The sequence below is a fragment of the Pseudomonas sp. NY11955 genome (genome assembly GCF_048068035.1).
In the GTDB taxonomy this organism is placed as follows: domain Bacteria; phylum Pseudomonadota; class Gammaproteobacteria; order Pseudomonadales; family Pseudomonadaceae; genus Aquipseudomonas.
This window is the reverse complement of record NZ_JBLUPS010000001.1, coordinates 647,588-660,680: the sequence shown is the minus strand read 5'-3', so window position 1 is coordinate 660,680 and position 13,093 is coordinate 647,588. Positions and strand designations below refer to the sequence as shown.

At 64.0% G+C, this 13,093-nt stretch carries 14 protein-coding genes and 1 pseudogene; 6 read left to right on the top strand and 9 right to left on the bottom strand.

All coding sequences use genetic code 11. From position 1 onward, the window contains the following. Positions 1-132 precede the first annotated feature (132 nt). Positions 133-462, top strand: coding sequence for a transcriptional regulator SutA (sutA, locus tag ACNFBR_RS02940; RefSeq protein ID WP_021783509.1), 330 nt, complete (start codon positions 133-135; stop codon positions 460-462). A gap of 334 nt (positions 463-796) precedes the next feature. Here sutA and ACNFBR_RS02935 read toward each other — a convergent pair whose 3' ends face one another. Genes ACNFBR_RS02935 through lptM form a run of 6 tightly spaced genes read right to left on the bottom strand, consistent with a single transcriptional unit; the run spans position 797 to position 5,413 of the window. Then, entirely contained in the window at positions 797-1,492 is a 696-nt protein-coding gene (locus ACNFBR_RS02935) for an HAD family hydrolase (protein WP_416733591.1), read from the bottom strand. Then, on the bottom strand, positions 1,489-2,388 hold the full coding sequence (xerC, locus tag ACNFBR_RS02930) for a tyrosine recombinase XerC (protein ID WP_416733590.1): 900 nt from the start codon (positions 2,386-2,388) through the stop codon (positions 1,489-1,491). Before xerC ends, ACNFBR_RS02935 begins: the two co-directional genes overlap by 4 nt. Further along, a complete protein-coding gene (locus ACNFBR_RS02925; RefSeq protein WP_416733589.1) occupies positions 2,388-3,098 on the bottom strand; it encodes a DUF484 family protein in 711 nt (236 codons plus the stop codon). Before ACNFBR_RS02925 ends, xerC begins: the two co-directional genes overlap by 1 nt. Positions 3,099-3,111: 13 nt before the next feature. Then, positions 3,112-3,942, bottom strand: coding sequence for a diaminopimelate epimerase (dapF, locus tag ACNFBR_RS02920; RefSeq protein ID WP_416733588.1), 831 nt, complete (start codon positions 3,940-3,942; stop codon positions 3,112-3,114). Positions 3,943-3,946: 4 nt separating this feature from the next. Next, on the bottom strand, positions 3,947-5,194 hold the full coding sequence (gene lysA, locus ACNFBR_RS02915; protein ID WP_416733587.1) for a diaminopimelate decarboxylase: 1,248 nt from the start codon (positions 5,192-5,194) through the stop codon (positions 3,947-3,949). Positions 5,195-5,203: 9 nt separating this feature from the next. After that, entirely contained in the window at positions 5,204-5,413 is a 210-nt protein-coding gene (gene lptM / locus ACNFBR_RS02910; protein WP_416733586.1) for an LPS translocon maturation chaperone LptM, read from the bottom strand. Between the two features lie 189 nt (positions 5,414-5,602). Here lptM and cyaY point away from each other — a divergent pair, with 189 nt between their 5' ends. The 3 genes from cyaY (at position 5,603) to rnk (ending at position 6,718) form a co-directional block, all read left to right on the top strand. Further along, the gene (gene cyaY, locus ACNFBR_RS02905) at positions 5,603-5,935 is read left to right on the top strand and encodes an iron donor protein CyaY (protein WP_004575827.1); all 333 of its coding nucleotides are present in this window, start codon (positions 5,603-5,605) and stop codon (positions 5,933-5,935) included. 1 nt (position 5,936) lies between these two features. Further along, entirely contained in the window at positions 5,937-6,161 is a 225-nt protein-coding gene (locus ACNFBR_RS02900; RefSeq protein WP_416733585.1) for a DUF1289 domain-containing protein, read from the top strand. Positions 6,162-6,307: 146 nt separating this feature from the next. Continuing rightward, the gene (gene rnk / locus ACNFBR_RS02895; protein WP_016712630.1) at positions 6,308-6,718 is read left to right on the top strand and encodes a nucleoside diphosphate kinase regulator; all 411 of its coding nucleotides are present in this window, start codon (positions 6,308-6,310) and stop codon (positions 6,716-6,718) included. 46 nt (positions 6,719-6,764) lie between these two features. Here rnk and ACNFBR_RS02890 read toward each other — a convergent pair whose 3' ends face one another. Next, a complete protein-coding gene (locus tag ACNFBR_RS02890; RefSeq protein ID WP_416733584.1) occupies positions 6,765-9,620 on the bottom strand; it encodes a class I adenylate cyclase in 2,856 nt (951 codons plus the stop codon). Between the two features lie 166 nt (positions 9,621-9,786). Between ACNFBR_RS02890 and ACNFBR_RS02885 the strand changes: the two genes are divergently transcribed. Then, on the top strand, positions 9,787-10,239 hold the full coding sequence (locus ACNFBR_RS02885) for a YaiI/YqxD family protein (RefSeq protein ID WP_013974739.1): 453 nt from the start codon (positions 9,787-9,789) through the stop codon (positions 10,237-10,239). A 113-nt stretch (positions 10,240-10,352) separates the two neighbouring features. Here ACNFBR_RS02885 and elbB read toward each other — a convergent pair whose 3' ends face one another. Beyond that, complete coding sequence (gene elbB / locus ACNFBR_RS02880) at positions 10,353-11,012, bottom strand: isoprenoid biosynthesis glyoxalase ElbB (RefSeq protein WP_201201121.1); 660 nt, start codon at positions 11,010-11,012, stop codon at positions 10,353-10,355. Positions 11,013-11,124: 112 nt separating this feature from the next. Between elbB and ACNFBR_RS02875 the strand changes: the two are divergent. Further along, positions 11,125-11,751 (top strand): annotated as a pseudogene (locus ACNFBR_RS02875) (sterol desaturase family protein); the annotation flags it as partial. Positions 11,752-12,252: 501 nt separating this feature from the next. Here the strand turns inward: ACNFBR_RS02875 and ACNFBR_RS02870 are convergent. Then, a complete protein-coding gene (locus tag ACNFBR_RS02870) occupies positions 12,253-12,897 on the bottom strand; it encodes a DedA family protein (RefSeq protein ID WP_416733583.1) in 645 nt (214 codons plus the stop codon). Positions 12,898-13,093: the final 196 nt, after the last annotated feature.

Here is a 13,093-nt window from a genome sequence, read left to right as displayed (position 1 = left end):
GCCTCCCATCAGGAGTGCCGACCCAAGGGCAGTGGCCTAACCCACGGCCAGTTGAATTTTCACTGGTGGCTGCCGGTCTACGGCTGCACTGGTCTATAACTAACCTGCTTTTCGCAAGTCATGAGGTAGAACATGAGCGACGACGATCTGGAAAATGATGACCTCGAAGTAGGTGACGAAGACGAGGGTGATGAAGGCCTCGAAGCGGCGGCTGATGACGGCGTGGAAGACGCTGGCGATGACGACAGCAGCCCGGCACCCGTTGCCAAGGGCAAATCCAAGGCGGCCGTCTCGGTAGACGAGATGCCGAGCATGGAAGCCAAGCAGAAAGAGCGTGATGCCCTGGCCAAGGCGATGGAAGAATTCCTTTCGCGCGGTGGCAAGGTGCAGGAAGTCGAGGCCAACGTGGTCGCCGACCCGCCCAAGAAGCCGGACAACAAGTACGGCAGCCGCCCTATCTGAGTGGCTGATCGCAAAAAAGCCCGCCGTCGCTGCGGGCTTTTTTGTGGGTGTTCGGTGGGAGATTTTTAGTGCCTGTGGGATCGAGCGCCGCCCGCGCGGCGCATCGCGAGCGAAGCTCGCTCCTACATTTGTTTCGGGCCAGTATCGTCTGTGACAGGCGCGCGCGACCGCCTTGTTTGTACGACGCAATATCGAGCCATGCGCCAAGGCGTTCGCGCGCAAATCCCACAGGCATAATTGGCCCGAAACAAATGTAGGAGCGAGCTTCGCTCGCGATGCGCCGCGCGGGCGGCGCTCGATGTATGCACCACCGCAAATTCCGAGGCGACCCCAGTCAGCGCCAGCGCGCGAGCACGTCGGGCAACTGCGACAGGCGCTGGATCTCGGCATCCGGTGCCTGCTCACCCGCCCATGCCTTGCCCTGAGGGTTGAACCACACCGCCCGTAGCCCGGCGCGCTGGGCGCCGGCGATGTCATCGCCGGGGTGATCGCCAATGTGCACCGCCGCGCTGGCATTCACCTCTGCGCGCCGCAGGGCTTCCAGGAACGGCGCCGGGTCCGGCTTGCCGATGCCGAGGTCTTCTGCGCACAGGGCAAAGCGGAAGTAGTCCGCCAGCCCCAGCCGGCTCACATCGGCATTGCCGTTGGTGACCACGCCCAAGGTGTAGTGATGGCGCAGAATCTCCAGCACCGGCTGCACTTCGGGGAAGATCTCTACCTGATGGCGAGCATGCAGGAACACTTCGAAACCTTCATTGGCCAGCTCCTGCGCATGTTTCTCGCTGTAGCCGGCCTCTTCCAAAGCATGGAACAACACGCGGCGACGCAGGGCGCTTATGCGGTGCTTGAGGCCAGGCTCTGCCTGCACCAAGCGCTCGCGGATGGCGAACAGGTGCTCCACCGGCACGCCGCCGAGGATCGGGGCGTTGGCCTCTAGCCAGTCGCGCAGCACGACCTCCGCGCTGGCAATCACCGGCGCGGTGTCCCACAGGGTGTCGTCGAGGTCGAAGGTGATCAGCTTGATGCTCATGAGTCTTTGCCTTTGCTGCGTTTGGCCCGAGGGTGGGCGCTGTCGTACACCGCGGCCAGGTGCTGGAAGTCCAGGTGGGTGTAGATCTGCGTGGTGCTGATATCGGCATGGCCGAGCAGCTCTTGCACTGCGCGCAGGTCCTGGGACGATTCCAGCACATGGCTGGCGAAGGAATGGCGAAGCATGTGCGGGTGCAGGTGCTGGCCCAGCTCGCGCTCGCCAGCGGCCTTCACCCGCAGGCGAACGGCCTGGGGGCTGATACGGTTGCCCTGGCGGGTAATGAACACCGCGCGGTCGCGTGGGTTACCGATGCCGCGCAGGCGGTACCAGGCTTGCAGTGCCTCGCGGGCCTTGCGACCAACAGGCAGCACGCGGGCTTTCCCACCCTTGCCCAGTACCTGCACCAGGCCGGCGGCGAGGTCGAGGTGATCGAGGTCGAGGTTGGTCAGCTCGGACAGGCGCAGGCCGGACGAGTAAAACAGCTCGAGAATCGCCTGGTCACGTCGGGCGATGAAGTCGTCGTCGACGCCGCCATCGAGCAGCTGCAGGGCGCGGTCGGTGTCCAGTACCTTGGGCAGCCGGCGTTCACCCTTGGGTGCGCTCAAGCCTGTAGCCGGATCGTGCTGGCACAGGCCCTCGCGGTTGAGGTAGCGGTACAGACCGCGCACGGCCGACAGTAGCCGCGCCAGGCTGCGCGACGACTGGCCATGGTGGTGCAGGCGGGCGATCAGCTGACGCAGTTGCTGGATCTGCAGCGCCGGCCAGTCGGCAATGCCGTGTTCCTTGCAGTAGGCCATGACCTTGTCCAGGTCGCGACGGTAGCCCAGCAAGGTGTGCTCCGACACCTGGCGCTCGTTGCGCAGGTGTGCGCAATAAGCCTCCAGCTGGCGTTCCATCAGCGCACCGGGCGCAGGGTCTGGGTGACGCGTGGCACCACGCGGCCGAGCACTTCGGCAATATAGCCGAGGAACAGGGTGCCGACGCTGCTCTTGTAGTGTTGCGGGTCGCGGCTGCCGATGGCCAGCACCCCGTGCAGCCCCTGATACTCCAAAGCGGCGACGGCGCTGGAACCTACTTCCCGGCGTTGTTCTTCGCCGAACAGGAAGGCCAGCTCGTGCTCGCGCAGGTTACCGCTGACCGTCTTGCCGCCGCCCAGCAAGGCACCGATGGCTTGCTGGGCCTCGGCGTTGCTGACCCAGCGCCCGACTGGCGCGACGTTGTCACCGAACAGGATCAGGCTGACGAAGGGCACCTGGAATTCCTGGCGCAGGCTGTCTTCGACCGCCATGACCACTTCTTCCAGGCAGGCGGCATCGAGCAGGTCGAGGATCAGCCGGCGGGTCTTGTCGAACAGCCGATCGTTGTCGCGGGCCACGTCCATCAGTTGCGACAGGCGGTGGCGCATCTCGATGTTGCGGTCACGCAGCAGCTTGAGCTGGCGTTCCACCAGCGACACGCTGTCACCCCGCTGGTGCGGGATGTGCTGTTCGATCAGCAGCTCGTCGTGCTCGGCGAAGAAGGTGGGGTGGGCGCGCAGGTAGGCGACCACCGCTTCGGCGTCGAGCTCGGCGGACTGCTTGGGTACAACCTTGGGCTGATCGGTCATGGCGGTTACTCGCTTAGAGACGAACCTGTCCTTCGTAGACGCGTACGGCCGGGCCGGTCATCAGTACGGGCTGGCCGGGGCCGGCCCATTCGATGTGCAGGCGGCCACCAGGCAGGTCGAGGGATACCGGGGAGTCCATCCAGCCTTGGCTGATCGCCGCCACGGCCGCGGCGCAGGCACCGGTGCCGCAGGCCTGGGTTTCACCCGCACCGCGCTCCCATACCCGCAGGTTGGCGCGGTGGCGGTCGATGACCTGGATGAAGCCGGCATTCACCCGCTGTGGGAAGCGTGGGTGGTTTTCGATCTTCGGGCCCAGCTCATGCACGGGGGCGGTACGCACGTCGTCGACACGCAGCACGGCGTGCGGGTTACCCATGGACACGGCGGCAATCGAATGCAGTTGGCCGTCAACGTCCAGTGGGTAGTTCAGCGCTTGTGCCTCGGCGACGAAGGGGATTTCGGCAGGGATGAAGCGCGGAGGCCCCATGTCGACACTCACCTGGCCGTCGTTCTGCACGTCCAGCACGATGATGCCGCTCTTGGTTTCCACACGAATGCGCTTTTTCGCGGTCAGGCGTTTGTCCAGCACGAAGCGGGCGAAGCAACGCGCACCATTGCCGCACTGCTCGACCTCGGAGCCGTCGGCATTGAAGATGCGGTAGCGGAAGTCCACTTCCGGGTTGTTTGGCGCCTCGACGATCAGCAACTGGTCGAAGCCGATGCCGGTGTGGCGATCACCCCATTGCTTGGCGTGCTTGGGCTGGATGTGCGCGTGCTGGCTGACCAGGTCGAGGACCATGAAGTCGTTGCCCAGCCCATGCATCTTGGTAAAACGCAGCAGCATGGGCTTACTCCGGCAGCAGGCTTTCGCCAGCGTACAGTTCGGCGACGGTCTCGCGGCGGCGTACTTCGAACGCCTGGTCGCCGTCGACCAGGATTTCAGCGCAACGGCCACGGGTGTTGTAGTTGGAGCTCATGACAAAACCATAGGCGCCCGCGGACGCTACGGCCAGCAGGTCACCTTCGGCCAGGTTCAGCACGCGGTCTTTGCCGAGGAAGTCGCCAGTCTCGCAGATTGGGCCGACCAGGTCATAGGCACGGCCTTCGCCTGCACGGGGCTTGACCGCGCTGACACCCATCCAGGCCTGGTACAGGGCTGGGCGGATCAGGTCGTTCATCGCCGCATCGATGATGGCGAAGTCCTTGTGTTCGGTGTGCTTGAGGTATTCCACGCGGGTCAGCAGCACGCCGGCGTTGGCCACGATGTAGCGGCCCGGCTCGAACACCAGGGCCAGGTCGCGCTCGCCCACGCGCTCGCGAATGGCTTTGATGTAGTCGGCCACCAGCGGTGGCTGTTCATCGCGGTAGCGAACGCCAACACCGCCGCCCAGGTCCAGATGGCGCAGGTGGATGCCGCATTCGGCCAGGCGATCGACCAGTACCAGCAGGCGGTCGAGGGCGTCGAGGAACGGCTCCACGGTAGTCAGCTGCGAGCCGATATGGCAGTCGACACCGACCACTTCCAGGTTTGGCAGCTGCGCGGCACGCACGTAGATGGCCTCGGCGTCGGCGATGGCGATGCCGAACTTGTTTTCCTTGAGGCCCGTGGAGATGTACGGGTGGGTACCGGCATCGACGTCGGGGTTGACCCGCAGCGACACCGGGGCAACCTTGCCCATCTCGGCGGCGACTACCTGCAGCCGCTCCAGTTCGTCGGTGGATTCGACGTTGAAGCAGTGCACGCCAACTTCCAGGGCGCGGCGCATGTCTTCACGGGTTTTGCCGACGCCGGAGAAGACCACGCGATCGGCGCGCCCACCGGCGGCCAGCACACGCTCCAGCTCACCGCCAGAGACAATGTCGAAGCCTGCGCCCAGGCGCGCCAGCACGTTCAGCACGCCCAGGTTGGAGTTGGCCTTGACCGCGAAGCACACCAGGTGCTCGGTGCCTTGCAGGGCATCGGCGTAGCTGCGGTACTGGGCCTCGATGTGGGCGCGCGAATACACGTAGGTGGGGGTGCCGAAGCGCTCGGCGATGGCCGACAGGGCCACGCCTTCCGCGAACAGCTCACCGTCGCGGTAGTTGAAAGCGTTCATCTGGTTTCCTTACTGCGCTGGCGACTGCTCGGGCTCGGACTGCAGCTCGGGCTGCTCTTGCACCGGGGCTGGCTTGGCTTTTGGCTGGTGCTGGTGCGACTTGTGCGCTTTGCCGTTATCGCCGTCTTCAGGCAGATACAGCGGGCCTTTCTGGCCGCAGGCCGAAACGAGGCAGGCAACAGCGACCAGCGCCGCGAAGGAGGAAATCAGGCGCTTCATGGGTGAAATCCTTAGAAAATGCAGTATTGCGCCCGAGTATACCGAGCGACCGGCGGCTTGCCTATGCAAGGGCCGGTCCGCCGGGCGGGCTATTCTTACCGCCTTCAGTGGCTAATCTTTGCATTCGGCGGCAAGCGCCCGTATCTTGCCCGGCTTGCCTGTAACGCAGCCAATTTCGAGGTTCCTGCAATGAGTTTGAGTGAAGCGCGTTTCCATGACCTGGTCGACGCGACCCAACAGGCCCTGGAAGACCTGTTCGACGAGAGCGGCCTGGACCTGGACATGGAGAACTCCGCCGGCGTCCTCACCGTCAAGTTCGAGGGCGGCGCCCAGCTGATCTTCAGCCGCCAGGAGCCGCTGCGCCAGTTGTGGCTGGCCGACCGTTCCGGTGGTTTCCACTTCGATTACGACGAAGACAGCGGCAAGTGGGTATGCGAGAAGAGCGAAGAGCTGCTGGGCGAAATGCTTGAGCGCATCGTCTGGGAGCGGGCCGGCGAGAAGCTGGACTTCGACGAAATCTGACATGAGTAGCGCCCAGGCCCGGCCGCCCAAGCCTCTTTACAGCAACGTCAGCCCCGCAGTGCCATCACCGTGCATCAGCGTATGCCGGCTGGACGAACAGCGGGTGTGCACGGGTTGCCATCGGCATGTCGAGCACATCCGCGAATGGCGCTCGGCCGACGACGATCGGCGCCGGCAGATCTGCCGCGAGGCCCAGGCCTTGCGCGAGCAGGCGAAGGCACACTGACAGCAGGGGCTTGAGTATTTGCCCGGCTGTGGTAGTGTCAGGTTCTGCGTCGGTGACGCCAAAGCCTTCTCAAACCCCGCCCTTGGGCGGGGTTTTGCTTTATTTGCACATTGAAAACTGCCTGTTCAAAGGAGTCTGACTGGATCATGAGCACCAAGCCTTCCCTCATCCTCACCCGATTGGACGTACAACGTCTGGAGCGTCTGATCGACAGCCTCGACGAGAGTACGCCGGGTGTGCTCGCCCTGCAGGACGAGCTGGACCGCGCCGAGCAGGTGGTCGGTCACGAGGAAGTGCCGGCGGGCGTGGTGACCATGAACTCGCGCGTGCATTGCCGTGAGGAAGCCAGCGGCAAGGATTACCACCTGACCTTGGTGTACCCGAAGGATGCCGGGCCGGAAGGCAAGGTCTCGATCCTGGCGCCGATCGGCTGTGCTTTGCTGGGGCTGTCGGTGGGCGAACAGATCGACTGGCCGGCGCCGGGGGGCAAAACCCTCAAGTTGAAATTGCTGGAAGTGGAATACCAGCCGGAAGCAGCGGGCGATTTCGACCTGTAAGGGCCTGGGGGCCGCTTTGCGGCCCATTCGCAGCACAAGGCTGCTCCTACCATCCCTGCGCCGAAACCTGCTCCAACCCCTCATTCAACGCCTGCTCCAGCACCCGCTTGTAGTTCAGGTAGATCTGCGTCGCCCCCAGTCGGTCATCCAGCAATTCAGACAAATCCAGGTCGGTGATGTAGCACCGGTACCGCCTGGCACCCTGGCGCTGTCCGATGATCTGCCGGGCCACCACCGCATACAACTGGTCACCATGCTCCAGCTCGGAAAACTCTTGCTGGTCGCAGTACAGCGTCACATGCGCCGCCCCCCCCACACCGGCCTGGATGATGGCCTGCACCTCATAGTAGGGCTGGTCACTGCCCTCGACCGGGGCCAGGCACGGCTCGATGCTGCGCGCCTTGCCAGGGCCGGCAGGCAACAGCTGTGCGTAGTGGATGTTCAGTGAGGCCGCGCGCTGGTTATCCAGCGGTAGCCGGGCATCGCGGCGCATCACCACGGAACGCAAAAAACGCTGGAGCGGCAACAGCAGGTGGGCTTCGTCGTGCAGGGGCAGGCGTTGCTGCCACAGGGCGTTGCATTCATCCAGCACATACAGCTCGGCCCAGCCGCCTTGCAGGCGGTAGAACACCTGGATGCAGGCCGGCCGGCCTTGCTCAAGCACCAGGCGCAGGTCGTGGTCTTGCAGCGCATTGGCGTCCAGGTACAGCGGGCTGTAGACGCCGCGTTCTTCGCCCAGGTAGCTCAGCAGCGCCTCATGCTCGGCCAGCGTAGTCAGGCTGACATGCTCGGGTAGCAGCTCCAGCACATGGGTGTGCTGGGCCACCTGCAGCAGGTAGCGATGGTGCAGGCCCTGGTTCAGCAGCAACTGCACGGTGTCGAATATCTCTTCCACACGCTGGCCGATGGCCTGGGCGCGGCTCTGGCAGAAGCAGCGTACCCGCACCCGTGGCCGGTGGCCGCGCAGCGCCGGGCTGTTGAGGAAGTCGCGCAGGCAGCGCACCAGCGCGTGTTCGCCGTCATAGCGTTGGACCAGCACTTCGTTCCAGCTATTGATAGTGACCTGGTCCAGGGTGAGCACCAGGTTTTCGCGCACGCCGGCGTAGCTCAACGAGTCGGTGCGCTCTGTGGTCATCAGGATGTTCAGGTCGCGGTGGTGGCGCAGCGGGTCGATGGCGACGTTGACCAACAACAGCACCTCGTCGGCAACGCTGGGCTGCAGCAGGCGCACTTCACTGACGGTCGGCAAAGGCAGGGGGATGCTTTGCTGCAGGCAGCCCAGCAGGTTGAACAGCTCGTATTCGTTGAGGTCGCTGGTGCCCGGGTGCAGCGCCAGGCGGGTGCTGCTGTCGATCACCCCGTTGCGATGGGCCCAGGCCAGCAGTTCCAGCAGCTCGCGGCAGCGCTTGATCGGGCTGAAGTGCTCCACCTCGTGGGTGCTCAGGTTGCCGCTGTACAGCTCCCAGTGGTGGCTGCCCGGCTCCCTGCGGTTAGGCGCCTGAACCAGGGTCAGGGTGCTTTCGGCGAGGTCGGGGGCGATGCCGGGGTTGATCACTTCGACCTTGCCTGCGCGTCGCTCGAAGGCCGCGTACAGGCGTCGGCCCAGCACGTTGAGGTCGCGCTGGTCGGCGCGGCTGTTGGCGTTCTGGGTCAGCGCAAACTGGCTGAGGAAGCGGTAGCTGTGGTTCAGCTCGGCCACCAGCTCGCGACGCTCCACGGCCACCTGCTGCACTTTCCATTGCCGGCGGCTGTCCAGCAGGGCCAGGTGGTGCTGGTCCCAGCCCCACTCGTCGGCCAGGCGCCGCAGCAACCGGCGTTGCCAGCCATCGCTGCGGCTCTGGTCGCTGAGCTTCTTGTTCACCTTGAGGTACAGGCTGCGCCGTACCAGTTCCAGGCGCGCGTGTTCGCCACGTTGCAGCAGGTAGCGTTCGATGCGCCGGTAAACCATCACGTAGGGGTCTAGTGCGTCGAGGTCGAGCTGGTTGGCAAACACGGCCTGCTTGTAGTCCAGGCTCAGGCAGTGCACGGCGGGGTGCTCGCTGGCGTAGGCTTCGGTCAGCAGCAGCTTGAGCAGCGACTTGTAGGGCGAGTCTATGCCTTTGAACAGTTGCCACAGGCCAGCGCCGATGAACTCGCCGGGCGGAATGTGCGCCAGGTTGCCGAGGTCGAGGGCGTCATGGCTGCGGATGAAACGCTTGGACAGCAGGGTTTGGGTGTAGCTGTGGTAGTTGTGTTCCTGGTACACCGGCACCAGCCACCATAGCGGTGTGCGCCCGGCCAGCCACAGGGTGGTGCGGTAGAACTCGTCAAGCAGCAGGTAGTGCTGGGTGGTGCCGCAGTCGTCGGAGCCGAGCTGGCCATCGCGCTGGCCCTGGGCGAAACCCTGCGTGTCGATCAGGAAGAAGTGTGCTTCGGCACCCAGGCTTGCCGCCCAGGCCTCCAGCAGTTGGCACTTGCGCCGCAGTTCATTCAGCCGTTGTTCGGGCAAGCCGGGTGCGTGGCACACCCACAGGTCCATGTCGCTGTGCTCGGCCTGGGCCAGCGAGCCCAGGCTGCCCATCAGGAACAGGCCGTGGATCGGGCGTGGTGGGTTGCCATGCGCGGCCTTGTAGGTGAACGAACGTGCCAGGCGCTGGGCCTCTGCCACCAGCTCGGCGCCCGGCTCGTAGCCCGATACGCCGGCAGGCGTGCTGCCCGAGACGTAGCCCGGCAACAGCGGATGGTTTACGTGGAACAGCAGCGGCAGCAGCGTCAGTACCTGTTGCTGGCGTGTCGACAGGCCTTCCATTGCCCGTTGCAGCCGACCCTGGTTAAGCCTCAGGAAGCGCGCACGCAATGTCGCCAGGACCTTGCGGTCGATGCCTTCGTCCAGGTCAGGGCGGATTTCGTGAGGGTGGTTCATTGCGCGCTCGGGCAGGCCAGTGAAGCTGTGGCGAGTTTAGCCTGAGTGGCGTGGTCGGATAAGCGGTAATTGTAATTTTGGCGCCATTTTTCCAGCGCTCGCGCGCTCCAGCTTTTGCTGCGCTTCAGGCATGATGGGCGCATTGAATTCATGTCGAGTGTTTCCGATGCGTGTATGGATCGATGCCGATGCCTGCCCCAAAGCGGCCAAGGATCTGATCGTCAAGTTCGCCCTCAAGCGCAAGTTCGAGGTGGTGATGGTGGCGGGGCAGGCTGTGGCCAAGCCGGCGTTCGCGATCGTGCGCCTGATCGTGGTGCCCAGCGGCATGGATGCAGCCGACGATTACCTGGTCGAGCACGCCGTGCCTGGCGAGCTGGTGATCTGCAGTGACGTACCGCTGGCCGACCGCCTGGTGAAAAAGGGCGTGGCGGCACTGGACCCGCGTGGGCGAGAGTTCGACGAACGCAACATGGGCGACCGCCTGGCGGCGCGCAATTTGTTCACCGAGCTGCGCGAGCAGGGCCAAGTGGGGGGAGGGCAGGCGCCTTACGGTGAGCGTGAGAAGCAGGCGTTTGCCAATGCCCTGGACCGGATAATTGCCCGGCTGTCCAAGCCCTGAGCACTGACGCGGTACCTGTAGGAGCAGCCTTGCGCTGCGAAGGGGCCAGTGAAATCAACGCTGATTCGATTGCCGCGCCGGCCCTTTCGCAGCACAAGGCTGCTCCTACAGGCTTACTCGTGCGTCAGTTCCAGCACCCGGTCTACCAGCTTGTAGATGCCGCCAGCCGCTTCGCTGATCGACTTGGCTTCCATGTAAGCCGGCGTAGTCACCAGCTTGCGCTGGGTGTCTTCGACAATATCGTGCACATCGCATTCTTCATGGGTGCCACCCATCTTCACGACAGCCGCCGCAGTGCCGGCGTCGCTACCGATGGTGCAGACCACGCCTGGCCCGTAGATCTTCGCGGCCAGTGCCGGCGAAATGCAGATCAGGCCCACCGGCTTGCAGGCGTCGGCAAAGGCTTCGGCCAGGGCAAGCACGTCCGGGTTGACGCTGCAGTTGGCGCCTTCGACGGCGAAGTTGGACAGGTTTTTCGCTGCCCCGAAACCGCCGGGCACAATCAGCGCATCGAAGTCCTCGGCCTTGGCCTCACGGATGTCCTTGACCTCGCCACGGGCAATGCGCGCCGATTCCACCAGCACATTGCGCGACTCGGGCATTTCCTCGCCGGTCAGGTGGTTGATGACATGCATCTGTGCAATGTTCGGCGCGAAGCACTGCACCTGCGCACCACGCTGGTCGAGGCGCAGCAGGGTGATCACGCTTTCGTGGATTTCGGCGCCGTCATACACGCCACAGCCGGAAAGAATCACCGCTACTTTTTTTGTCATGCTGTTTACTCCAATGCCGAGGCGCTAAATGTCCTCTAGTTTGGCAGATGTCGCCATAGGGATTCCCGCGGGTGCGGCCTAATCTTGGTAGATAACGCCTGAGGTCGTGCCCATGGACCTGATACTGCTGGCCGTGCCGTTCTTTTTCGTGCTGATTGCCGTCGAGCTGGTCGCCGACCGCGTGCGTGGCCAGCGCAATTTCACCCTGGCCGACTCGATCAACAGCCTGAGCACCGGTGCGCTGTCGACCAGTACCGGGCTGCTGACCAAAGGCATAGGGCTGGTCACCTATACCCTGGCCTTCGAACACCTGGCGCTGATGCGCCTGCCGGCAGAGGCAGGGTGGGTATGGTTGCTGGCCTTTGTCCTGTACGACTTCTGTTACTACTGGCTGCACCGTCTGGGGCATGAGCGCAACGTGCTGTGGGCGGCACATTCGGTGCATCACCAGAGCGAGGAATACAACCTCACCACGGCGCTGCGCCAGACCAGCAGCGGGTTCATCTTCTCGTGGCTGTTCTACCTGCCTCTGGCACTGCTGGGCGTGCCGCCGCTGGTGTTCATCACCGTGGCATCGCTCAACCTGTTGTACCAGTTCTGGGTGCATACCCGGCACATTCCCAAGCTGGGCTGGCTCGAGTGGGTGTTGATCACGCCATCCAACCATCGCGTCCACCATGCGCAAAATCCTGCTTACTTGGATCGCAATTATGGCGGTGTGTTCATTCTCTGGGACCGTCTGTTCGGCACCTTCAAAGAGGAAGACCCGGCCGAACCGGTGGTGTTCGGGGTAACCACGCCGCTGGCCAGTTGGAACCCGCTGTGGGCCAACCTGCAGTTCTACGCCCAGCTCTGGCAGGACGCCCGGCGAACCGCCAGCCTGTGGGACAAGCTGCGCATCTGGTTCATGCCCACCGGCTGGCGCCCGGCCGATGTGGCCGCACGCTACCCGCAGGCCAAGCAGGACTTGCTGCTGTTTCGCAAGTTCGAGATCGCCCTGGGCCGTGCGCAACAAGTCTATGTGGCGGCACAGTTCGTGGTTTACATCGCCTTGGGCAGCTATTTGATGGACGTGGCTGAACGCGTGCCGGCCGCCGCGTTGCTGCTCGGCTGGTCGCTGATGGCGTTTGGCTTGTTCGTACTGGGGGCGTTGCTGGAGAACCGGCGCTGGGCTGTGCGCCTGGAGCTGGCGCGGCTGTTGCTGAATGCGCCGGCATTGTACCTGGCCGGCGCCCTGGGCTTAGCGGTGGTCGCGCCGCTGGCCTGGTTCCTGCTCGTGGCTTACAGCCTGTTCAGCCTCTGGGGCCTGGGCCTGGCCCGCCGCTTTGCGCTCCGCGCGCAGGGTACGGAAGCGCCGGCGCAGCCACAGCAGGCCGCCCAGCGCCAACAGGCCGCCGAGCACCCATAGCTCGTAACGCTTCACGTTGCCCAACAGGCCTTCGAGGATGGCACCGAAGTGGTACGCGGCCGCGCCCAATGCGATTGCCCAGATGGCCGCGCCAATGCCATTGAGCAGCAGGTAGCGGCGGGGTGGGTAGCCCGACAGGCCAATGGCCACCGGCATGACCGTGCGCAGGCCATAGACGAAGCGGAAGCTCAGCACCCAGATATCAGGATGGCGGCGGATGTGGTCCAGCGCCCGGTCACCCATTGCCTGCCAGCGCGGCTTGCGTGCCAGGATCCTGCGCCCATGGCGACGGCCCATGAAGTACCACAGCTGATCGCCTGCGTAGCTGCCGAAGAAGGCCACCAGGCACACCAGCTTGATGTCCATGTAACCACGGAACGCAAGAAACCCCGCAAGCACCAGGATGGTCTCGCCTTCAAAGAAGGTGCCTAGAAAAAGGGCAAAGTAGCCGAAATCCTGCAGGAATTGTTGAAGCATTTTCTGAGGTGCTGGCGAAATGAACGCGAAGCCTACCCCTTCGCGCGCGTTCGTGAAAGTGTCCAAATGTGTCTCGACGTGAACAATGCCTACGCAGACAATGCCAGAGGCCACGCGCCATGGCTTGCCCTGGCGTGTAACACAGGCGTCATAATGGGCGCTTATCTTGCCGCTCAATTGATGATAGGGCGTTAAC

What these genes read in the sequence shown, in the direction of transcription:
- sutA (WP_021783509.1), top strand. Translation starts at nt 133, where the DNA reads ATGAGCGACGACGATCTGGAAAATGATGACCTCGAAGTAGGTGACGAA.
- ACNFBR_RS02935 (WP_416733591.1), bottom strand. Translation starts at nt 1,492, where the DNA reads ATGAGCATCAAGCTGATCACCTTCGACCTCGACGACACCCTGTGGGAC.
- xerC (WP_416733590.1), bottom strand. Translation starts at nt 2,388, where the DNA reads ATGGAACGCCAGCTGGAGGCTTATTGCGCACACCTGCGCAACGAGCGC.
- ACNFBR_RS02925 (WP_416733589.1), bottom strand. Translation starts at nt 3,098, where the DNA reads ATGACCGATCAGCCCAAGGTTGTACCCAAGCAGTCCGCCGAGCTCGAC.
- dapF (WP_416733588.1), bottom strand. Translation starts at nt 3,942, where the DNA reads ATGCTGCTGCGTTTTACCAAGATGCATGGGCTGGGCAACGACTTCATG.
- lysA (WP_416733587.1), bottom strand. Translation starts at nt 5,194, where the DNA reads ATGAACGCTTTCAACTACCGCGACGGTGAGCTGTTCGCGGAAGGCGTG.
- lptM (WP_416733586.1), bottom strand. Translation starts at nt 5,413, where the DNA reads ATGAAGCGCCTGATTTCCTCCTTCGCGGCGCTGGTCGCTGTTGCCTGC.
- cyaY (WP_004575827.1), top strand. Translation starts at nt 5,603, where the DNA reads ATGAGTTTGAGTGAAGCGCGTTTCCATGACCTGGTCGACGCGACCCAA.
- ACNFBR_RS02900 (WP_416733585.1), top strand. Translation starts at nt 5,937, where the DNA reads ATGAGTAGCGCCCAGGCCCGGCCGCCCAAGCCTCTTTACAGCAACGTC.
- rnk (WP_016712630.1), top strand. Translation starts at nt 6,308, where the DNA reads ATGAGCACCAAGCCTTCCCTCATCCTCACCCGATTGGACGTACAACGT.
- ACNFBR_RS02890 (WP_416733584.1), bottom strand. Translation starts at nt 9,620, where the DNA reads ATGAACCACCCTCACGAAATCCGCCCTGACCTGGACGAAGGCATCGAC.
- ACNFBR_RS02885 (WP_013974739.1), top strand. Translation starts at nt 9,787, where the DNA reads ATGCGTGTATGGATCGATGCCGATGCCTGCCCCAAAGCGGCCAAGGAT.
- elbB (WP_201201121.1), bottom strand. Translation starts at nt 11,012, where the DNA reads ATGACAAAAAAAGTAGCGGTGATTCTTTCCGGCTGTGGCGTGTATGAC.
- ACNFBR_RS02870 (WP_416733583.1), bottom strand. Translation starts at nt 12,897, where the DNA reads ATGCTTCAACAATTCCTGCAGGATTTCGGCTACTTTGCCCTTTTTCTA.